Here is a 19,787-nt window from a genome sequence, read left to right as displayed (position 1 = left end):
GCCGAATATAGAAGACAGCGCGCTGCGATCCAGCGAAAAACGCATGAAACATTTTTCATTTGCAGTGCACGCCTACGGTTGCGAGGATGCGCAGGTCCCAATCTGCAAAGTGGCCCATGCCGCGCGTACTCACCATCGAGGACGACCTTGTCACCGCGGAGGAAATCGCCACCGAGCTGCGCAGCCACGGCTTCGAGGTGGATCTGGCCAGCGACGGCAGCAGTGGCCTGACGCTGGCACGTTCAGGCGACTACGCGGTGATTACTCTGGACCGCATGCTGCCCGGCATCGACGGGCTGGCCCTGGTCACCACGCTGCGCCATGAAGGCATCGCCACGCCGGTGTTGATGATCAGTGCGCTGTCGGACGTGGATGAACGCGTGCGTGGCCTGCGTGCAGGTGGCGACGACTACCTGACCAAGCCGTTCGCCTCCGATGAAATGGCCGCGCGCGTGGAAGTGCTGATCCGGCGCCAGGGCCAGGCCGCTGCCAGCGACAAGGTGCTGCGCGCCGGCGACCTGGAACTGGACCTGATGAGCCGCTCGGTACGCCGTGGCGGCCAGGAGATCAACCTGCTGCCGACCGAGTTCAAGCTGTTGGAATTCCTGGTCCGCAATGCAGGCCAGGTGGTCACCCGCACCATGTTGTTCCAGGAAGTCTGGGGCTACCACTTCGACCCGGGCACCAACCTGATCGACGTGCATATCGGCCGGGTGCGCAAACGCATCGAACAACCCGGCCGGCCGCAACCGATCTTGACCGTACGTGGAACCGGCTATGTCTTCGACGCGCGATCCTGACCATTGGCGCTCATCCAGCAGCCGCCTGCTGGGCCTGTACTGCATACTGTTCGTGGCCTGGTCCAGCCTGCTGCTGGGCGTGATGTACTGGCGCATCTCGGACTACCTGAACGATCTGACCGAATCGGGCCTGCAGCAGCGCGCCCATCTGTTCATGAGTTTCGACGGCCCGGCGCTGGATGACGCGCTGCGCGACAGCCAGCGCTTCGACCTGCACCAGGTGTATACGTACGGGCTGTTCGACAAGGCCGGCGTGGCGATGGCGGGCCCGCTGATGGCCATCCCCGAAGGACTGCCGCTGGATGGCAACTCGCATCAGGTAGCGGGTTGGACGCTGGTTGATGGCCGCCACGAGAGCGGTGGCAGCGCGCTCGGCGTGGTGACCCGGGATGGCCGGACACTGGTGTTCGTGCGCCAGAACGGCAAGCTGATGGCGGTCAACAGCATCATCCTCGATGCATTGCTGTGGGGCGTGTCACTGACCGTCATCCCCGGGCTGGTGGGCTGGCATCTGCTGCGCCGGCGCCCATTGAAGCGGATCCAGCAGATCGAAGCGGCCACCAACCGCATCATTGCCGGCGACCTCGGGCAACGCCTGCCGGTATCCAATCGACGCGATGAGATCGATCGGCTGTCGAGCATCGTCAATGCCATGCTGGAACGCATCGAACAGCTGATGACCGAGGTCAAAGGCGTGTGCGACAGCATCGCGCATGACCTGCGCACACCGCTCACGCGCCTGCGTGCACACCTCTACCGCATGCGCGTGGGCCTGGACGAACACGACCCGCATGCGGACCCGCTGGACAAGGCGCTGGCGGAGACCGACATGCTGATGGCGCGCTTCGCGGCCCTGCTGCGCGTGTCCGAGCTGGAAAGCCACCAGCGCCGTTCGGCCTTCGACGAGGTCGACATCGCCGACCTGCTGCAGGAGCTGCACCAGTTTTACCTGCCGTTGGCCGAAGAGAAGCAACAGGATCTGCAGCTGCAGGTGGCGCCGCAGATCGGCATGCTGCGCGGCGACCGCGAACTGCTGTTCGAAGCGGTGGCCAACCTGCTGTCCAACGCCCTGCAGTTCACGCCTGCGCACGGGCGCATCCTGCTGCGCGCGGTGGAGGACCACGGCGCGCCCCGGATCGATGTGATCGACAACGGGCCGGGCATCCCGCCGCAGGACCGCACCTTGATCTACCAGCGCTTCTTCCGCGGCAGCAGCAGTGCCGGGCAAGGGCCCGGCTTTGGCCTGGGGCTGTCGATCGTGGCCGCCATTGCCGGGCTGCACGGCTTCCGTATCCGCGCCGGCAGCGCGCCCGGCGGCGGCGCCTGGATGAGCATCCGCGGCGCCGCAGACGGCCTGCCCTGAAGCGGGCTCATCACCGCCAAGTGCATTTGGGAATCATTTGTATTTGGAAGCAGGCATCCGGATAATCCGCCGTCACCGCCCTTCCCGGATTCCCCACGATGCCCGCCCTGACGTCGCGCCGCCCGCTGCTGTACACGCTGTTCCTGCCCACCCTGCTGGCGTCGGCCATCGCCCAGGCCCAGGACGGCACTGCGGCCCGGACCCTGGACAAGGTGACCGTGGTGGCCGAGCGCGCCAGCACCGCGACCAAGACCGACACCGCCCTGACCGAGACGCCGCAGGCGATCAGCGTGGTCACCCAGCAGCTGTTCACCGATCGCGGCGCACACAACCTGCAGGAAGTGCTGCGCTACAGCGCCGGTGTCACCGCTGACGCCTGGGGCCTGGACACCCGCAATGACGCCAGTTCGGTACGCGGCCTGGACCCGGTGCAGTACCAGGATGGCCTGCGCCGCAGCTACGGCTTCAGCCCGCTAGCACGCCCGGAGGTATACGGCCTGGAACGGGTGGAAGTGCTGCGCGGCCCGTCATCGGTGCTGTACGGAGCGGGTGCCACCGGCGGCATCATCAACGCGATGAGCAAGCGTCCGACCTTCGGCGCCGCCAGCGGTGACGTCGGCCTGCAGCTGGGCAGCTTCGATCGACGGCAGCTGCAGGGCGACATCGGCGGTGCGCTGAATGACGACGCCACGATTGCCGGGCGTTTGGTCGGCCTGGTCCGCGAATCGAACATGCAGACCGATGTCCTCAAGGACGACCGCGTGTATCTGGCACCCTCGATCAGCTGGCGCGGTGAACGCAGTACGTTGACCCTGCTGGCCAGCTACCAGCACGACAAGACCGGCTCCAGCCAGCAGTTCCTGCCGCTGGCCGCCACCCTGCACGCAGCGCCCGGTCGCCGCCTGGATCCGACCACCTTCATCGGCGATGCCGGTTTCGACCGCATCGATTCGCGCGTGTACAGCCTGACCGCCCTGTTCGATCATCGCTTCAACGATGCGGTCAGCCTGCGCTCGGCGATGCGCTACATCGACGGCAAGACCACCCTGCAGCAGTTGTATGTGGACAGCTACAGCAACCCGGAAAACCCCTTCATCGATGCCGACCGGCGCGTGGTCAACCGCACCGCCTACGGCACGCAGCCGGACATCCAGGTGATCAGCGCCGACAACGCGGTGCAGTTCGACTTCGCCACGGGCGCCTTCCAGCACCTGCTGCTGGCCGGCGTGGACTACAGCCAGTACAAGGAGCAGCTGCGGCGGCTGGATGCTGCCGGCACGCCCATCGACGTCTACGCACCGGTATCGACCGCCCCGACGGTACGTGGCTGGGAGCGCCAGCCGGACCAGGAGTCTTCCCAGCTGGGCGTGTATGTGCAGGACCAGATCCGCTGGGCTGATCGCGTGTCGCTGGTGCTGGGTGCGCGTCGCGACCATGCTCGTTCGAAGACCGAAGGCCAGCCCAGCCAGACCGACGATGCCACTACCTACCGTGCCGGACTGATCGGCGACGTCGGCGGCGGCGTATCGCCTTACCTGAGCTACAGCGAATCGTTCCTGCCGGTGTCCGGCCAGGATCTGTTCGGCAATGCCTTCAAGCCGATGCGCGGACGCCAGGCCGAAGGTGGCATCAAGTGGCAACCGGCCCGCAACATGCTGTTGACCCTGGCCGCCTACCGCATCACCGAGACCAACCGCCAGACCAACGATCCGGACAACGTGCTGAACGTGGTCCAGACCGGCCAGATCCGTTCCAAGGGCGTGGAGCTGGAGGGCCAGTTCCAGTTCGCCAACGACCTTACGGTCACTGCGGCTTACGCGCGCAATGAAGCCGAAGTCAGCCGCAGCAACTTCGCACTGGAAGTGGGCGAACGCCTGAACGACACCCCGCAGGACCTGGCCTCGGCCTGGGTGTCCAAGGGCTTCCAGCTGGATGACGCCGCACGGATGAAACTCGGCCTGGGTGTCCGCCATGTCGGCAACACGGTGTCGCTGGGCAACGGCGGCCGCGTCATCACCCCCAGCTACACCCTGGCCGATGCGCTGGTGGAAGTGCAGGTGACCAACTGGACCTGGGCCTTGAACATCACCAACCTCACCGACAAGCGTTACTACGCGCCGTGCCGCACCTTCGGCGATTGTTTCGCCGGCTACCCGCGCGTGGTCACCGGCACCATCAGCTATCGGTTCTGAGCACGGCAACGGCCAACGACCGCCGCAGCAGCACAGCCAGCACCCCATTGCTGGCGTGCTGGCCACACGTTACGCAGGTGCGCAGATGCACCGCCCGCCGCCGCTCCCCATGCACGACGCGCATTGCCACCCCCGAGGCAAGCGCCATCAGCGCATTCGTGGCTGACCACGAACAGGCGGCGGGCGATGCGGGTTGGCGTACAGGACAACTCTGGGACTGACCGGCGGATCATTGTGATCCCCACACATCGCCCACCACGGACAGCAGGTCACGAGATCCGCAGGCGCCATCCGTGCGCCTGCCGATCACGTGCCAGAGTTGATTATGGGACGCCAATCCCAGCCGGCCGATGATGGCCGACGGGGGCATGCTGAGTGCTGTCGCCGAGGCGGTATGTAGGGGTTGTCCGCGCCCGCGCCTCAGGCTTGCCGCAGGTGCGATTTCCAAGGGCAGAACTGCAGGACGAGTCACACTCCGCAGGCATGCACGACGCCGATCAGCGTCGCACCACTGCACGCAGCACAGATGCTCAGCTGGCAATCACGACACCGGTTGCGCTGCCATCGCCAGGAAATTCTGCAGCACCGGCGCAGGCGATTCCGGGCGCATGCAGAACTGCAACTCGAACGCAGCGTTGCCGCCATCCAGTGGTCGATAGACGATTTCTTCGGGACGGAACCCGGCCATGCTGGCCGGCACGATCGCCACGCCCGCTTCCACGGCCACCAGCGACAGCACTGCGTGCATGCCCTGTGCTTCCTGCACGACCCGCGGCGTGAAGCCGGCAGCGGTACACAGGCCCAGCACCTGCGCGTGGAAGCCGATGCCTTCGGCCGACGGCCATGAAACGAACGGCTCGTCCACCAGCGCGGCGACATCCAGCCGTGGCCGTGCGGCCAGCCGATGCGCGCGCGGCAGGGCAATGGCCAGTCGATCATGGTCGAACGCCTGCAGATGCAGCTCTGCGGAAATGATCGGCGGAATCAGGATGCCCAGGTCGATGCGTCCCTCGCGCAGCCACTGTTGCTGCTGCCGCGAGGTGGCTTCGTGCAGATGCAGCTGCACCTGCGCAAACGCATGGCGGAACTGGCGGATCAGTGCCGGCAGTCGCCCATAGAGTGCGCTGCCGACGTAGCCGACACGCAGGCTGCCGGTCTGCCCTGCCGCCGCTTCCCGCGTGCGCTGCAGCGCCTGTTCGGCGTGCTGCAGGGTTGCACGCGCCTCCACCAGCAGCGTCTGCCCCGCTGCGGTCAGGCCCAGCGTGCGGTTGCCGCGTACGATCAGCCCGGTACCCACCTCGTCTTCCAGGCGCCGCATCGCCGCCGTCAATGGTGGCTGCGACATGTGCAGGCGTGCAGCAGCGCGATGGAAGTGCAGTTCTTCGGCCACCGCCACGAACTGGCGGAGCAGGCGCAGATCGATCATTTCATCGCAGGCAGGGGGAGACCTGCCTAGGGTACGCGTTCAACCGCGCGCGTCGACACTCGGCCGTGCAATGACCGGCCACTGCAGGGCCACCGATTCGATGCTGTCCGCTGCCACCGCACGCAGGTCGCGCGGATAGGCCACGTGTTCGGCTTCCTGCAATCGCAATGCATGGAACTGGCCGTTGCTGGCCCGCAGGGTCCAGCCACCCTGACGGCACCGCGTAGAGGCAAGGAAGGCGACCCCGGGTGCCACCGCCTCTGGATGCAGTTCATCCGGTTCCCCGTCGATGCCCCACATGCGGGTCTTGGCCACCGGCGACACCGCGTTGACGACGATGCCGTGCTCGGCACCTTCCAGGGCCAGCACATTGACCAGCCCCTGCGCAGCCAGCTTGGCCATCGCGTAGCCGCACAGGCCGCGCTGCGCATACTGCGGGTACAGCGCGCGATCGGAGGTGGTCAGCACGATGCGGCCGCCGCCGGCAGCACGCATCGCAGGCCATGCCGCCTGTGCCAGCCACAGCGGTGTCTTCGCCGCCAGGCACAGCATCTGCTCCAGCGCATCGTCTTCCACCACTTCAATACCGGCGTAGGCCACCCAGCCGGCGTTGTGGATGATGAAGTCCAGGCGACCATGCCGCTGCAGGATGTCCTGCACGAGCGCGTGGCAGCCACTGCGCTGGTTGATGGGGCCGCTGGCGGCTTCGACCGGCAGGCCCTGGGCATGCAGTGCTGCCACCGCTTGGGCGATGCGCTGCGGATCGGTACCCGTGCCGTCCGTCGCGGCGCCCACGTCATGCATCACCACGTGCGCGCCACGCTGGGCCAGCAGGCGGCTGTAGGCCAGGCCGAGGCCACCGGCGGCACCGGTTACCAGGCCCACCTGGTCTTCGAACGAGATACTGGAATTGGGTTTCATCGGCACAGCTTCAACCAGGCGCGCCGGCCCCGGCCAATACTGTTGGCGGCACGCCACGATACGCCGACGCTATCGCGCGTCATCGGCTGAAGCGGCGGGCGCCGGCCACGCAGATCACCGCTGCCACGGTCACCAGCAACATGCCGGCGCTGACGGTCTCGTGCAGCAGCAGCGCCGCCAGCGCCAGGCCGAAGAACGGCTGCAGCAGCTGCAGCTGGCCGACCGCAGCGATACCGCCCTGGGCCAGGCCGCGATACCAGAACAGGAAACCGACCAGCATGCTGAACACCGCCACGTACCCCAGCGCCCACCAGGCCGACGCGGCGACCGCCGTGAACGAGGACGGGCGCATCGCCACCATCAGCGGCAGCATCACCGGCAATGCCAGCAGCAGTGCCCAGCTGATTACCTGCCAGCCACCCAGATGCCGGGCCAGGCGGCCGCCCTCGGCATAGCCAAGTCCGCACACCACGATCGCTGCCAGCATCAACAGGTCGGCCTGCAGTGAGGCTTCGATGCCGTTGCGCGCGGCGTAGCCGACCACACAGGCGCTGCCCAGCAGCGAGAACACCCAGAATGCCGGGCGTGGCCGGTCACCGCCGCGCAGGACGCCGAATACCGCCGTGCTCAGCGGCAACAGGCCCAGGAACACGATGGTATGTGCCGAGGAGGCGTGGCGCAGGGCAAGCGCGGTCAGCAACGGGAAGCCCACCACCACGCCCAGGCTGACCAGCACCAGACCGGGCAGATCGCTTCTGACCGGGCGCGGCTGGCGCAATGCCAGCAGCAGCACCAGCCCCAGCAACGCGGCGATGCTGGCGCGTGCGGCGGTGACGAAGCTGGCGTCCAGCTCCATCACTGCCAGGCGGGTGGCCGGCAACGAGCCGGCGAAGATCACCACACCGATGAAGCCATTGATCCACCCGCTTGCCGACCGTTCCACACCCTGCTCCAGAAATGCCGGGCAATGGCCGGCCGTGCCCGTCATTGGGCCACCGGGCACGGGCGATACACAGCTACAATCCAGTACAGTCACAAGTAACTGTACTGCCCACAATCCCCTTACAGTCACGCGCATGTCCCGACCGCCCAGCCGCATCGACAGCGTCATCCACGCCGTCCGCTCCCGCATCAGTTCGCGCCTGGATGGCCCGGGCAGCCGCCTGCCCTCGGTGCGCGCGCAGGCCACGGCGATGGGCGTTTCCGTGTCCACCGTGGTCGAGGCCTACGAACGCTTGGCCGCCGAAGGCGTGATCGCCGCGCGCGCCGGCTCCGGCTTCTACGTGGCTGGCCCGGCGGCACCACTGGCGCTGGCGGAAATGGAACCGCGGCTGGATCGCGCGGTGGACCCGCTGTGGGTATCACGGCAATCGCTGGAAACCCCGCCGGGACACCTCAAGCCTGGCTGCGGCTGGATGCCCAGCGACTGGCTGTACCACGATGGCCTGCGCCGCGGCCTGCGCCGCATGGCCCGCGCCGACTCCGCGCAGCTGGTGGACTATGCAGGACCGCTGGGCCTGCCGGCATTGCGGCAGACACTGCAGCGACGCGCGGCCACGCTGGGCATCGACGCGTCGATGGAGCAGTTGCTGCTGGCCGAATCGGGGACGCACGCGGTCGACCTGATCTGCCGCTTCCTGCTGAAGCCCGGTGACTGCGTGCTGGTCGACGACCCGAGCTATTTCAATTACCACGCGATGTTGAAGGCCCATCAGGTGCAGGCCATCGGCATACCGTACACGCACACCGGGCCGGACCTGCAGGTGTTTGCCAGCGCGCTGCAGGAACACGCGCCACGCCTGTACATCACCAACGCCGGACTGCACAACCCGACCGGCGCGGTGCTGTCGGCGACCACGGCACACCGCCTGCTGGGCCTGGCCGAACACAGCGAACTGATCATCATCGAAGATGACATCTTCGCCGACTTCGAGCTGCGCCCGGCGCCGCGGCTGGCGGCGCTGGATGGATTGTCGCGGGTGATCCATGTCGGCAGTTTCTCAAAGACCATTTCCGCGGCATCGCGCTGCGGCTACATCGCCGCGCGCCCGGACTGGATCGAGGCACTGACCGATCTGAAGCTGGCCACCAGCTTCGGCGGTGGGCACTTGGCCGCGCACCTGATGCAGATCGCACTGACCGACAGTGGCTACCGCCGCCACATGCAGGCGGTGCGCACGCGCCTGGCCGATGTGCGCAAGCACACGCTGCGGCAGGTGCAGAAGCTGGGCATTACGCCATGGCTGCAACCCGATGCAGGGCTGTTTCTGTGGTGCCAGCTGCCCGATGGCCGCGATGCATCGGCGGTGGCCAGGCAGTGCCTGCGCGAAGGCGTGGTGGTAGCGCCGGGCAATGCCTTCAGCCAGTCGCAGCGGGCTGCCGACTACGTGCGCTTCAATGTGTCGCAGTGCCAGGACCCGAAGATCTGGCAGGTGCTTGGGAAGGCGTTGCAGCAGCACAGCTGAAGCATCCGAGTGCGTTATCCTGCCAGCCATCCAGGCAAGGAGCGCCCGCATGCGTCGATGGATTGGCATCACCTTGGTCTGCGGGCTGGCCAGTGGTTGCGTCACGTTCGGGCCACCCGACGGCTCGCTGCAGATCGCTGGCTATGCGCCCACGGATGGCAACTGCCAACTGCAGATCACCGCGCCGGGGGCGTCCAACACGGATGCCGAGCCGGTACAGGGCTATTTTCAACGGCACTTGATGGTTCATTCCAGCAGGCCCGGTCGCGTCGTCCTGCTTTGCAATGGCAGGCTGCAGGCCGAACGCAGCTTCCGCTATGGCCGCGACGTGGGGTTCGGCGAGGTTCTGCCGCTTCTTGTTTTCGAACGCAGCGCGCTGGATCTGGGCGGCAGCACGCCGGTCGTACGCATGCGCGCCTTCCAGTCCGACTTCCTGGAATGGAACAAGGCCTCGCTTGCACGGCTGGCAGAGCATGGCCCATCGCGCGGCCAGGCATTGGCCGATGCGTCGTACGCGAAGCTGGTGGAGCACTATGCCCTGCCGGGCACCTCTCGCACTGTCATGCGCCGGCCCAGCGTCGAGTCAGCGCATGATCCGGAAATGGAACAGGTCCTGGCCGTGCATATCCTCGGCGACGCAGCGTCCATACGTACCGCGCAACAGCGCCGCTCAAGCGTCCGCATCCATGAGTACCGGCTGCAGCGCGTACACGATGACTGGCGATTGACCGGCCTGTATCGCCTGGAAGCAGACGGGATGAAGCCCGCGCTCTGAAAACCCCGGGCTCAATGGGCGAGGTAGGTCTCTGCCGGGATGTCCAGAAGCTCCGGACCCGAAAGCGCGGCGCCCCGCAGATCGGCGCCGGTATTCAAGGCGTTGTCGATCGCATTGAGCGACGAACTGCGCTGGCAGATCGCCCGGAACGCGGCGCGTGGCCCTTCGTGGTACATGACGAGGGCGCGCTGGAGACCGGCAGCGAATACAGGCTCACGGTCGAGCGGCAGTTCATGCAGGTCGCCCTGTGCGTCGGAGGCGGTGAAGGTACCGGGCAGCTGCACGCCCAGTTCCATATGACCGATCAGGGCCATGGCGAAGGCTTCAGGCAACCACACCAGCAGGCGGCGCATCTGCCAGTGTTCGCTGCCGAGCGCGAGCAGCGCCCGCTCGGCCTGCTCCTCATCCATGCCCTCCCGTCCCAGCATTGTCAGCGCCAGTTCAAAGGCTTCCGCCGATGGCATCGCGGGGCTGCGAGGGTCCATTCCCGATCTCTTGAATGCATGCAGGCGCAGACCTTAAGCAAAGGCGAGCCACTGTGCAATCGACACTTGCCGAGCACGGTAAAGTGGATGTTCGCCATTGCCGCAGGAATCCTTCCGATGTCCTTCTCCGATCCCCATGCCGTGGCCCGCTACGCGGAGGGCCCGCTGCGGCAGGTACCCGGTTTCCTCGGACTGCAGCAGATGAGCCACCTGCTGCTGGCCGAACACGTACCCGATGATGGCCAGGTGCTGGTGCTCGGCGCAGGCGGCGGCCTGGAGCTCAAGGCCTTCGCAGAAGCGCACCCGCAATGGCGGATGCTCGGCGTCGATCCTGCCGCGCCAATGCTCGCGCTGGCCGAACAGACCCTGGGGCCGTTGATGGCCCAGGTGACGCTGCTGGAAGGCTACATCGACGATGCCCCGCGCACCGTCTTCGACGGCGCCACCTGCCTGCTGACCCTGCACTTCCTCACCGTTGAACAGCGCCTGCACACCCTGCGCGAACTGCGGCAACGGCTGCGCGCAGGTGCGCCGTTGGTGGTGGCGCACCACAGCGTGCCGCAGGACGCGGCCGGCAAGCATCGCTGGCTCCAGCGCTACGCCGCGTTCGCCGAGGCTTCCGGCATTCCACGTGCCGATACACAGCGCGCGATCGAGGCGATCGCCGAGCGCCTGCCGCTGCTCTCACCCGAACAGGAAGTGGCGCTGCTGCAGGAGGCCGGCTTCGAGAGCGTGGAACTGTTCTACGCCGGCTTCAGCTTCAGGGGCTGGGTGGCACATGCGCCGGCCACACCGGTATAGCGCCGCGACGCACGCTCATGGCACCACGGTGATGCCGATCCGCTGCATCAGCAGCGCGACCTGCTGCACATCGAGCGTGGCGCCACGCAGGTTGGTGCTGCGCAGGTCCAATTCGCCCAGTTCGGAGTTGGTCAGGTCGCAATCGGTGAAGTTGGCGGAATTCCAGTCGACGCCATCGAACTGGCCGCCGGACAGGTCCGACCCTGCAAAACTGGCGCCGCTCACGTTGGCACCGTCCCAGCGGTTCTCCCACAGCTCGCACTTCTCCAGCGTCACCCGCGAAAAGTTGGCATAGCGCAGGTTGCTCTTCTTGATGAAGGCACTGCAGAACCAGCTGCGCGTGGTGATCTGGTTCATGAAACTGGCGTTGCTGAAATCGGCACCTTGTGCGCGGCATTCGCTGATTTCCAGCCCCAACGCCTTGATGAAGTTGAAGTTGCACATGCTGATGTCGCACTGGCGGAAGCTGGCTTCCTTCAACGTGGCACCACTGAAACGGCACCCGGTGCGCGTGTCGGCATCGTAGAAAACGCAGTTCACGAACTCGGTGGCGGTGAGGTCAGCGCCGGAGAAATCGCATTCGAGGAACTGCTGGTCGACCACCTTCTGGCCGGTGAACTGATCGGCGCCGATGCGCAGCTTGTGGTGAACAGTGGAGGACATGCAGGGTTCCGTGCCGGGTGCCTTGCCATGATGCCGCGCTGGAAAGGCGATGGACAGGACGCGCTCGCGTGGGATTCACCAGCGCTGCAGCCGGAGTGTGTACATCCCACCCGTACGCGCCACCGCCAATACCCGATCTTGCACGTTTATGCATGATTGTGCACACTTCAGACATGACCTCCGACCCGACACTCCCCGCCGAACGTACCCAGTTGATCCTGCAGGAGCTGCGCCAGCAAGGACGCGTGGTCGCCGCCGAACTGGCCCGCCGTTACGCGGTTTCCGAAGATTCGATCCGCCGGGATCTGCGTGAACTGGCTGCCCAGGGCCTGTGCCAGCGCGTCTATGGGGGTGCGGTGCTGCCAGCCCCGAAAGCCGTGCCACTGCGCGAACGGATGACCCAGGACCGCACCGGCAAGGACGAGCTGGCCGCCCGTGTCTGTACGCTGCTGCAGCCCGGCCAGGTCCTGCTGATCGATGCCGGCTCGACCAACTTGGCCATTGCCCAGCAATTGCCGGGCGCGCTGGGGCTGACGGTGATCACCAACGCGCCGCAGATCGCCACCGCCGCAGCGTGGCGGGAGGGCACCACCGTACAGCTGATCGGTGGGCGACTGGCTGCCGGCGGCGGCGCGGTTGGCGCCGAGGCGCTGGCCCAGGTGCAGCGCCTGCGCGCGGATGTCTATCTGCCCGGCCCCTGCGCCGTGGACGTGGACACCGGCGTGTGGGCGATGGATGCCGAGGAGGCCACGCTCAAGCGCGCGATGGTCGCCTGCAGCAGCCGCATCATCGTCGCTGCCACCAGCGAAAAACTGGGCGCGCGGGGCAACTGGCAGATCGCCAGCCTGGATGACATCGACGACCTGGTACTAACCACGTCTGCACCGCCTGCCCAGGCCGCCCGCTTCCGCGCCGCCGGCATCACCGTGCATCCAACACATCCCTGACCGAATCGCCCATGTCCCTCGTCAACCGACCGCGTGCCCAACAGCACGCGACCCGCGCTGCATTCTTCATTCCCGGCTTCGCTACCGCGCTGTGGGCCACGCTGGTGCCCTTCGCCAAGACGCGCACCGACATCAACGATGCAACACTCGGGCTGGTGCTGCTGTGCCTGGGCGCGGGCTCGCTGCTGGCCATGCCGCTGTCGGGCGTGCTGGCCGCACGGCTGGGCTGCCGCCGGGTAATGCTGGCTACCACGCTGATCATCTGCGCGACGGTGCCCGGCCTGGCACTGGCCGACTCGGCGTGGTTGCTGGGCCTGGTGCTGTTCGTCTTCGGTGCCGGCGTAGGCGCGATGGATTGCACGATGAACGTACAGGCCGTGGTGGTGGAACGCGAAGCGCAGCGGGTAATGATGTCCGGCTTCCACGCGTTCTTCAGCATCGGGGGATTCCTCGGCGCGGCGACCATGACCCTGTTGCTGAGCGCACGCATGGCGCCGGTTGCCGCGGTGCTGCCGGGCGTGTTGATGATGGCGGTGGTCGCGCTGCTGTCGGCACGCCACTGGCGCAGCGAGCGCATCGCGCACGACACGCCGTTGCTGGCCTGGCCACGTGGCATCGTCATGTTCATCGGCGTGCTTGCCTTCATCGCGTTCCTGGCCGAGGGCGCGATGCTGGACTGGAGCGCGGTGTTCCTCACCGACATACGCCAGGTCGATGCCAGCCATGCCGGCATCGGCTACGTGACCTTCACCCTGACCATGACCGTTGCGCGCCTGTTCGGCGACAGCCTGGTAGAGCGCATCGGCCGGCAGAAGGCGATCGTGGCCGGTGCGCTGCTGGCCTGCGCCGGCGTGCTGGTGCTCACCCTGGTCACGCCATGGCAGGTGTCGTTGGTCGGCTACGTGCTGGTCGGCCTGGGCTGCGCCAACATCGCACCGGCGCTGTTCTCGCTGGCTGGCAGCCAGCACCGGATGCCGCAGGCGATCGCCATCACCGCCGTGTCCACCCTCGGCTTTGCCGGCATTCTTGCCGGCCCGGCGCTGATCGGTTTCGCCGCCAATCATTTCGGTCTCATCGCCGCCTTTGTCGGTGTGGCGATGGCGCTGTTGCTGGTGGCAGTGTCGACGCGCTGGCTGCGGATGTAGATCTGCATGGCAGGCCCTTGACCTGTCCCTGCAAAGAACCGTGCGCGCGAAGGCGCACGGTTCCACAACACTGCATCAGGCCGAAAACTCAGTAGGAGGAGAATTCCCAGCGCTGGTTCTCTGTGCCCTGGCACATCCACATGTGCACCTTCGAGCCGTTGGTATTGCCCATGCCCGGGTCATCCAGGCACATGTTGGTCTGCGGGTTGCGGATCTCGCCTACCAGTCGCCAGGACTGGTGTGCGCCACCATTGCACGACCACATGCGGATCGGATTTCCATCATGGCTCGCACCATCCGCTGCTTCCAGGCACTTCCCGCCCAACCCACGGATCGACCCGTCCGCGCCCAGCTCGAAGCGCTGCTGCGGCACGCCCGTGCAATCCCACAACTGCACGCGGGTGCCATCTGCAGGATTTGCACCTTCAACATCCAGGCACTTGCCACCGACACCGACAATCGAGCCGTTGGCGGGGTTGAACTCCCACTTCTGGTTGCTGGTCAGCGCATTGCTGTACAGCTGGATCTTGGTGCCGTTGGCGCTGGACGCACCAATGGCATCCAGCACCTTGTTGGCCACGCCGACGATGGATGTGTTGGTGAACTTCCACGACTGATTCCAGTCACCATGGGCGTCGTAGAGCTGGATCCGGCTTCCGTTGCTTGTGCCATAGCCCACGATGTCAAGCACGCGATTGCTGGGCACTCCCGTGATGGTCGAGGTATTGGGCTTCACCGTCCAAAGCTGTTGTGCGGTGCCCGGCGTGCAATCCCACACCTGGATGGCGGTACCTGGCGCGGTGTTGGCGCCCTCGGCATCCAGGCACTTGTTGCCCATGCCGCGGATCTCACCAAAGGTGGGAATGTTGCGCAGGTTGACCGGCGCCGACACCGACCCTTGCGTGAACTGACCATCGCCACTGAACGTCGCCGTGATCGACGCTGTAGTGAAGCCTGCCGGCACTGTGTAGTTGATCGCCACCTTGGCCGGACGGCCGTAGGCGTACTTGTGCGTACAGGCTTGGACGTCACGGATGGCAGCCCAGCAACCCTTGTCCAGGTCGGAAACCGTACCGAGGAACGGCGTGTTGACGGTACTGACCTGCACCTTGCCCACCGCCTGGCCATTGACCTTGAATTCGACGAAGCCGCCGATCTGCTCATTGCCTGGAATGTGATACAGCCCGAGTGCCTGGCCATCGACCTGCGCAGACAACTGGATCACCTGCCCCGGTGCCGGCAGCGCGTTGGAAACAGACGCGGTTGTTGTGGTTGGAAAGCTGTACAGGCGCGGCAACGATTTGGCCTGTGCGCTTGAAGACGCCGCTGCAATTCCAATTGCGAGAACACCCATCGAAACGTAATTCATCCTTGCTCCATTTACGTTGTGTGGAAATCCTATCCAGGGACTACCATCGAAGCACTACAAGCATTGAGCCCCTGCACTTTCCTGGCCGCAGACATCGGCTACGGACCGCAGCCTCTCGTTGCCCAGGAACTCCGGATAGTCTCACAGCCTTCGGCGCAGAGGTATTGGCGTTACCGTTTCCGGCGCGAGAACCTCATCCGAAGACGCCGGCAGCCGATCACCGTGGCCGTCGCGCACAGAGCGGTGCTCGCCAGACTGAGCAACAGCAGCACCATCAGGCGGCTGTTCTGCTGCCGCAGCAGCGCGGGTAGATCCCAGCTGTGCAGGAAGGAGAACAGCCAGCGACCTGCGCGCTCGCGCGTGCCCAGCGTCAACAGCGGATCGCCGGTAGCCAGGTCGACATAGACGCGGGTTGCCTCAGCGTCACCGAAATCAGCCATCGCCACCGGAAAGCGACGTACCGCGGCGCCGTTCATCGCCTCTGCAGCGCGTGGGTAGAAGTAGGCATCGGGCGCCTGCAGAATGGTGAATCCGCGCAGCCGCGCGTCGGACATCGCCGCGACCCTGCCCCGCAACCATTCTGCACCGAACGCAGTGGACACCTGCAGTGCGTCGCCCCGCTCCCTGACCACGCGCGAATCGGCATTGCCATCGAGCACCACCGCGAAAAGTTCACCCCCGATGCGTCGCCACTGGATCTCGACCGGCACGAACAGCGGCGTGTGCACTGCAGCCAATAGCGCAGCCGGCTGCGCAATGACACCTGTATCCACCGGCACCACGCCCTGATAGCGCGCAACGTCAAGCGAGGCACGAGAGCTGCTGAACACCCCAAGCGGGTTCATCGACATCAATCCACTGAAGATCCAGGTGAACACGAATGCACTCGCCATCAAGCCGATCAGGTGATGCCAGCGCATCCACGGCTCCTGGTACGGCGTCTTCGACCTTGACCGGTACTGTCCGCGAAACCGCCAGCGCCAGATGCCGACCACCACCCCGCTGATCGCGGCCACGGTGCACAGCGCCGACAGCACGATCACCGTCCAGGTCCATACCGGGTCCACCGACTGCATGCGCAGGAAGTACAGCCAGTGCAACCACGCACCCACATAGTTCCAGCGCTGCTGCAGACGCGGCGCATCCAGCACGACTTCGCCGGTACGCGAGGACACATAGACATCACCCGGCTGTGCGCCGCCGACGCCGACGCGATACAGCGGTCGATGCGGATCCAGCGCGCGCGAATGCGTCCAGCGGTCTTCGTCCAGCGGCATGGCGCCAACGAAGGCAGGGCCGCCGGCGAACTGCGAGGCGGAAACCTCGGCCAACTGCGCCGATACCGGCGGCAATGGCTGTCCGGTAGGAACCGACCACGCGCCCACGTTCGCGCCGGAGCGCACCACGTAGGCGGGCTCGCCACGCAGCGTCGTCAACACGACCCGCTCAGGCGCCTGTCGAACGGCTTCCGGCAACACGGAAAGTGCCTGCCAACCGCGCGCGTCGGCCAATGCGGGCAGCGCGGCCAACCGCTCCGCTGGCGTCAGCTTCGGGTAGCCGACGAACAGCATCACCATGCCGCTGACGAACCACAGCAGCATCAGCAGGCACCCGCCGATGCCCAGCCAGCGATGCGTCAGGTAGGTCCAGCGTTTGGCGGTGGATCGCAACGACATGGCCTGCGTCCTCAGAAGCGATGGTCGAGGCTGAACTCGACGCGCCGGTCTGCGCCCAGCAGCCACTGCGTGCTGGTGTAGTACGCCGTGGCGTAGTACGCCTTGTCGAACACGTTGAACACGCGCGCGGTCAGCCGTGTGCGCGGCGCGGCCTGCCAGGTCAGGGCCAGGTCGGTGGTGGCGTAACCCGGAAGCTGCAGCGTGTTGGCGTTGTCGGCATAGCGCTTACCCACGTAACGCACGCCACTGGCCACACTCCAGTCGGGCTGGAACTGCCAGCTCAACCAGACGTTGGCCAGGCGCTCGGCCACGTTCGGCGGCACGTTGCCATCCCGCGAGACGATCACCGCCGGCGTGCCGGTGGCTTCCAGGAAGTCCTCGAACCCGGCCTTGAGCACGGTCGCGTTGGCATCCAGCGACCACTGCGGGGCGAAGTTCCAGTTCAACGAAGCTTCGATTCCCTTTGAGGTCTGTGCCCCCACCTGCACCCGACGGTCGGGCTGCAACGGGTCACGGCTGAGCAGGCCGGTCTTGCGGATGCGATAGGCCGCCAGCGTCCACTCGCCTCCGTCAAAGGCCTGCTTCATGCCAACCTCGACCTGCTTGCCCGTGGCCAGATCAAACACGCCATTGGCCGGGCTGATCATCAACAGGCCACTGACCGGGTCGGCCGCCTGCGAGTACTGCGCATAGAGGGTCAATGTTGGTTGCACCGCGAAGACCGTGCCCGCGCGCCAGCCGGTGCTGTTGTAGGTCCTGGAGAACGCACGCTCGCCACTGATCAGGTCGTTGCGGTCGATCGTGGCGCGATCGTGGCGCAAGCCAGCGAGCACCGACCAGCGCTCGCTCAGTTCCAGCCGGTCTTCCACGAACAACGCGACCTGTTCGGCGCTGTTGCGGTAGCGCGGCAGGTTGGGAGCATCGCTGCTGAACCCACCGGGCACCGGGTTGAAGGGATCCACCGGCCCCGAGCTGCCCGCATAGGTGTTGTTGGTGTGCTTGAAATGCGCACGGTTGGCATCGAAGCCGACAGCGAAGCTGTTCGGCAGCCCACCTGCATTGCCCAGCAGGCGCAGCGTGGAGGTCAGTCCGGTCTGGTCCTGGTTGTGGGTGATCTGGGTGTTGCCGGAGCGGTCGATCAGGCCCGTGCGCCCGTTGTAGACATAGGCCTCGGCGTTGCGCCAGTCACGCTGGCTGTCGATCTGGTAGACGCGCGTGCGCCATTCCACGTTGTCGTTCGGCGTCCAGGCCGCATCGAGCTGGGTCCAGCGGTCGCGGAAACGGATCACGCTGTCGGCCACGTTGTAGTTCTCGTGGCGCAGCGCGTCCAGCTGCCGCCCATCGATCAATGGCGTACCGAAGTAGTGCATCGGCTTCTGGTAGCCCTGCGCATGGGTCAGCGTGAACTGCAGGTCCGTCCGTGGCTGCCATAGCAGCGCAGCAGAGAACGTGGCATCGCCGTTCTGGCCGCGATCGACCCACCCGCTGCTGTAGTTGCCGCTGACATCCACGCGGTAGGCCAACTCGGGCGTAAGTGCGCCACCACTGCCGAAGCCCAGGCGCGCAGTGTCCTCACTGCCCAGGGTCACGCTGACCTCATTCTCGATGGCACCGCGCGAAGGCTTCTTCGGCACGATGTTGACCACGCCGCCGATGGCGCCATCGCCGTGGATGACCGAGGCCGGCCCGCGCAACACCTCGATGCGCTCGATCGACCAGGTATCGAACGGAAAGGTGATGCCCACACCACCGTACTGGCGCAGGCCGTCGTACAGGCGCATCACCGAGGCGCCATTGGTGAAGCCACGGCTGGACAGCGCACTCAGGCCGTTGCCGGGATGGGGCATGGCACTGATCGCGCCGGCGCGGGTGATCGCGTCGTTGAGATTGGAATCGCCGCGCTGTTCCAGCTGCCCGCGTGAAATCACCGTCAGGCTGGCCGGCGTCTGCAGCACGCTCAGCCCGAGCGCCGAACCGGTATTGGCGGTGGAGGACAGCGAACCGCTGCGGGTATCGACCACGCGGACGGTATCCAGGGTTGTCGGCAGCACGGCATCTGCAGCAAGCGCAGGCGTCGCCTGAAGGAAGGATGCGCACAACGCGGGCAGCGTCGCCCAGCGCAGCGGGGCGAAGTTGGGGGTGGTTTTCATGTGTTCACGGCATGCAAGACCGCCCCGCACTGCGAGGCAGCAGAAAGAAAGGCGCACGCGGTAGTGCCGGGCCACGCCTGGCAACCCGGGAAAATCAATCAGCGCGTGCGCAAAGCGCTCAGACGGCCAGCAGCACCGGTGGCCCGCGCGCACCCAACGTGCCGCAGATCCGCTGCGGCAACGTCTGCACCGAACCGCGCAGCGCGCGGCACACCGGTGCCAGCAGAATCATCAACAGCAGCGCCGCCACCAGCAGGGTGATCAGTCGTGCGGCAATCAGGCAGTAATCACAGTCCACGCCCATCTCGTGGTCGGCGTGTGGATCGGCCGGCGGCTTCGGTGTCGCTTCGCCATGCTGCATTGCCATCGCGTGGTGGTCGTGATGCCCTTCCATCGCGTGCTGGGTGTGTGCGGCGTGGTCCATGGCCGCCACCGGTGCGGCAGACGCAACAACGTGCCCATGTACCAGCCAGCGGCTCACCAGAGGCGCGAACAGCACCAACAGCATGGCAAGCCATGCCAGGGTCTGGAACCGGCGGTGGAAAACGGAGCGGCGCACCCAGCCATTCTACGAGCCCGGGGCCAACCTTGGACCACGATCAGGGTTGC

General features: G+C 66.1%; 17 protein-coding genes. 8 read left to right on the top strand and 9 right to left on the bottom strand.

The window, feature by feature from the left end; translation table 11 throughout:
• Positions 1-116: 116 nt before the first annotated feature.
• From CR918_RS03175 to CR918_RS03165, 3 genes are all read left to right on the top strand, one after another.
• Complete coding sequence (locus tag CR918_RS03175; protein WP_099842033.1) at positions 117-800, top strand: response regulator transcription factor; 684 nt, start codon at positions 117-119, stop codon at positions 798-800.
• Positions 778-2,163, top strand: coding sequence for a sensor histidine kinase (locus CR918_RS03170; RefSeq protein WP_099842032.1), 1,386 nt, complete (start codon positions 778-780; stop codon positions 2,161-2,163). Before CR918_RS03175 ends, CR918_RS03170 begins: the two co-directional genes overlap by 23 nt.
• A 98-nt stretch (positions 2,164-2,261) precedes the next feature.
• Positions 2,262-4,355, top strand: coding sequence for a TonB-dependent siderophore receptor (locus CR918_RS03165; protein ID WP_099842031.1), 2,094 nt, complete (start codon positions 2,262-2,264; stop codon positions 4,353-4,355).
• Between the two features lie 541 nt (positions 4,356-4,896).
• On the opposite strand, the gene CR918_RS03160 is transcribed toward CR918_RS03165, so the two are convergent.
• The 3 genes from CR918_RS03160 to CR918_RS03150 form a co-directional block, all read right to left on the bottom strand.
• Entirely contained in the window at positions 4,897-5,781 is an 885-nt protein-coding gene (locus CR918_RS03160) for a LysR family transcriptional regulator (protein WP_025874053.1), read from the bottom strand.
• A gap of 39 nt (positions 5,782-5,820) precedes the next feature.
• Positions 5,821-6,702: an SDR family NAD(P)-dependent oxidoreductase gene (locus tag CR918_RS03155; protein ID WP_025874054.1), complete on the bottom strand. Its 882-nt coding sequence runs from the start codon at positions 6,700-6,702 to the stop codon at positions 5,821-5,823.
• 79 nt (positions 6,703-6,781) lie between these two features.
• Positions 6,782-7,645: a DMT family transporter gene (locus CR918_RS03150; RefSeq protein WP_025874055.1), complete on the bottom strand. Its 864-nt coding sequence runs from the start codon at positions 7,643-7,645 to the stop codon at positions 6,782-6,784.
• 133 nt (positions 7,646-7,778) lie between these two features.
• On the opposite strand from CR918_RS03150, the gene CR918_RS03145 reads away from it, so the two are divergent.
• Positions 7,779-9,167 (top strand): aminotransferase-like domain-containing protein, encoded by a 1,389-nt coding sequence (locus CR918_RS03145; RefSeq protein ID WP_025874056.1) that lies wholly within the window; start codon positions 7,779-7,781, stop codon positions 9,165-9,167.
• Positions 9,168-9,240: 73 nt separating this feature from the next.
• On the top strand, positions 9,241-9,942 hold the full coding sequence (locus CR918_RS03140; protein ID WP_133119662.1) for a hypothetical protein: 702 nt from the start codon (positions 9,241-9,243) through the stop codon (positions 9,940-9,942).
• 11 nt (positions 9,943-9,953) lie between these two features.
• Here the strand turns inward: CR918_RS03140 and CR918_RS03135 are convergent, their stop codons facing one another.
• Positions 9,954-10,427 carry a hypothetical protein gene (locus CR918_RS03135; RefSeq protein WP_133119661.1) on the bottom strand — a complete coding sequence of 158 codons (474 nt, stop codon included), beginning with the start codon at positions 10,425-10,427 and terminating at the stop codon, positions 9,954-9,956.
• A 117-nt stretch (positions 10,428-10,544) separates the two neighbouring features.
• Here CR918_RS03135 and CR918_RS03130 point away from each other — a divergent pair, with 117 nt between their 5' ends.
• Complete coding sequence (locus CR918_RS03130; RefSeq protein WP_099842028.1) at positions 10,545-11,228, top strand: class I SAM-dependent methyltransferase; 684 nt, start codon at positions 10,545-10,547, stop codon at positions 11,226-11,228.
• Positions 11,229-11,243: 15 nt separating this feature from the next.
• Here the strand turns inward: CR918_RS03130 and smqnr are convergent, their stop codons facing one another.
• A complete protein-coding gene (gene smqnr, locus CR918_RS03125) occupies positions 11,244-11,891 on the bottom strand; it encodes a SmQnr family pentapeptide repeat protein (protein WP_033830499.1) in 648 nt (215 codons plus the stop codon).
• A gap of 173 nt (positions 11,892-12,064) precedes the next feature.
• Between smqnr and CR918_RS03120 the strand changes: the two genes are divergently transcribed.
• Both CR918_RS03120 and CR918_RS03115 read left to right on the top strand, forming a co-directional pair.
• Complete coding sequence (locus tag CR918_RS03120; protein ID WP_099842027.1) at positions 12,065-12,838, top strand: DeoR/GlpR family DNA-binding transcription regulator; 774 nt, start codon at positions 12,065-12,067, stop codon at positions 12,836-12,838.
• Positions 12,839-12,849: 11 nt separating this feature from the next.
• Positions 12,850-13,983 (top strand): MFS transporter, encoded by a 1,134-nt coding sequence (locus CR918_RS03115; RefSeq protein ID WP_099842026.1) that lies wholly within the window; start codon positions 12,850-12,852, stop codon positions 13,981-13,983.
• Between the two features lie 88 nt (positions 13,984-14,071).
• Here CR918_RS03115 and CR918_RS03110 read toward each other — a convergent pair whose 3' ends face one another.
• From CR918_RS03110 to CR918_RS03095, 4 genes are all read right to left on the bottom strand, one after another.
• The gene (locus CR918_RS03110; RefSeq protein WP_238379048.1) at positions 14,072-15,208 is read right to left on the bottom strand and encodes an RICIN domain-containing protein; all 1,137 of its coding nucleotides are present in this window, start codon (positions 15,206-15,208) and stop codon (positions 14,072-14,074) included.
• 314 nt (positions 15,209-15,522) lie between these two features.
• A complete protein-coding gene (locus CR918_RS03105; RefSeq protein WP_099842024.1) occupies positions 15,523-17,028 on the bottom strand; it encodes a PepSY-associated TM helix domain-containing protein in 1,506 nt (501 codons plus the stop codon).
• Between the two features lie 11 nt (positions 17,029-17,039).
• Positions 17,040-19,178, bottom strand: a complete 2,139-nt coding sequence (locus CR918_RS03100; RefSeq protein WP_099842023.1) for a TonB-dependent receptor — start codon at positions 19,176-19,178, stop codon at positions 17,040-17,042.
• A 118-nt stretch (positions 19,179-19,296) separates the two neighbouring features.
• Complete coding sequence (locus CR918_RS03095; RefSeq protein WP_099842022.1) at positions 19,297-19,686, bottom strand: DUF2946 family protein; 390 nt, start codon at positions 19,684-19,686, stop codon at positions 19,297-19,299.
• Between the last annotated feature and the right edge of the window lie 101 nt (positions 19,687-19,787).

Source organism: Stenotrophomonas indicatrix (assembly GCF_002750975.1).
GTDB classification, from domain to species: domain Bacteria; phylum Pseudomonadota; class Gammaproteobacteria; order Xanthomonadales; family Xanthomonadaceae; genus Stenotrophomonas; species Stenotrophomonas indicatrix.
The sequence above is the reverse complement of the archived record's forward strand: the minus strand, read 5'-3'. Positions and strand labels throughout refer to the sequence as shown.

What these genes read in the sequence shown, in the direction of transcription:
- CR918_RS03170 (WP_099842032.1), top strand. Translation starts at nt 778, where the DNA reads ATGTCTTCGACGCGCGATCCTGACCATTGGCGCTCATCCAGCAGCCGC.
- CR918_RS03115 (WP_099842026.1), top strand. Translation starts at nt 12,850, where the DNA reads ATGTCCCTCGTCAACCGACCGCGTGCCCAACAGCACGCGACCCGCGCT.
- CR918_RS03130 (WP_099842028.1), top strand. Translation starts at nt 10,545, where the DNA reads ATGTCCTTCTCCGATCCCCATGCCGTGGCCCGCTACGCGGAGGGCCCG.
- CR918_RS03120 (WP_099842027.1), top strand. Translation starts at nt 12,065, where the DNA reads ATGACCTCCGACCCGACACTCCCCGCCGAACGTACCCAGTTGATCCTG.
- CR918_RS03105 (WP_099842024.1), bottom strand. Translation starts at nt 17,028, where the DNA reads ATGTCGTTGCGATCCACCGCCAAACGCTGGACCTACCTGACGCATCGC.
- CR918_RS03145 (WP_025874056.1), top strand. Translation starts at nt 7,779, where the DNA reads ATGTCCCGACCGCCCAGCCGCATCGACAGCGTCATCCACGCCGTCCGC.
- CR918_RS03095 (WP_099842022.1), bottom strand. Translation starts at nt 19,686, where the DNA reads ATGCTGTTGGTGCTGTTCGCGCCTCTGGTGAGCCGCTGGCTGGTACAT.
- CR918_RS03100 (WP_099842023.1), bottom strand. Translation starts at nt 19,178, where the DNA reads ATGAAAACCACCCCCAACTTCGCCCCGCTGCGCTGGGCGACGCTGCCC.
- CR918_RS03155 (WP_025874054.1), bottom strand. Translation starts at nt 6,702, where the DNA reads ATGAAACCCAATTCCAGTATCTCGTTCGAAGACCAGGTGGGCCTGGTA.
- smqnr (WP_033830499.1), bottom strand. Translation starts at nt 11,891, where the DNA reads ATGTCCTCCACTGTTCACCACAAGCTGCGCATCGGCGCCGATCAGTTC.
- CR918_RS03175 (WP_099842033.1), top strand. Translation starts at nt 117, where the DNA reads ATGCCGCGCGTACTCACCATCGAGGACGACCTTGTCACCGCGGAGGAA.
- CR918_RS03165 (WP_099842031.1), top strand. Translation starts at nt 2,262, where the DNA reads ATGCCCGCCCTGACGTCGCGCCGCCCGCTGCTGTACACGCTGTTCCTG.
- CR918_RS03160 (WP_025874053.1), bottom strand. Translation starts at nt 5,781, where the DNA reads ATGATCGATCTGCGCCTGCTCCGCCAGTTCGTGGCGGTGGCCGAAGAA.
- CR918_RS03135 (WP_133119661.1), bottom strand. Translation starts at nt 10,427, where the DNA reads ATGGACCCTCGCAGCCCCGCGATGCCATCGGCGGAAGCCTTTGAACTG.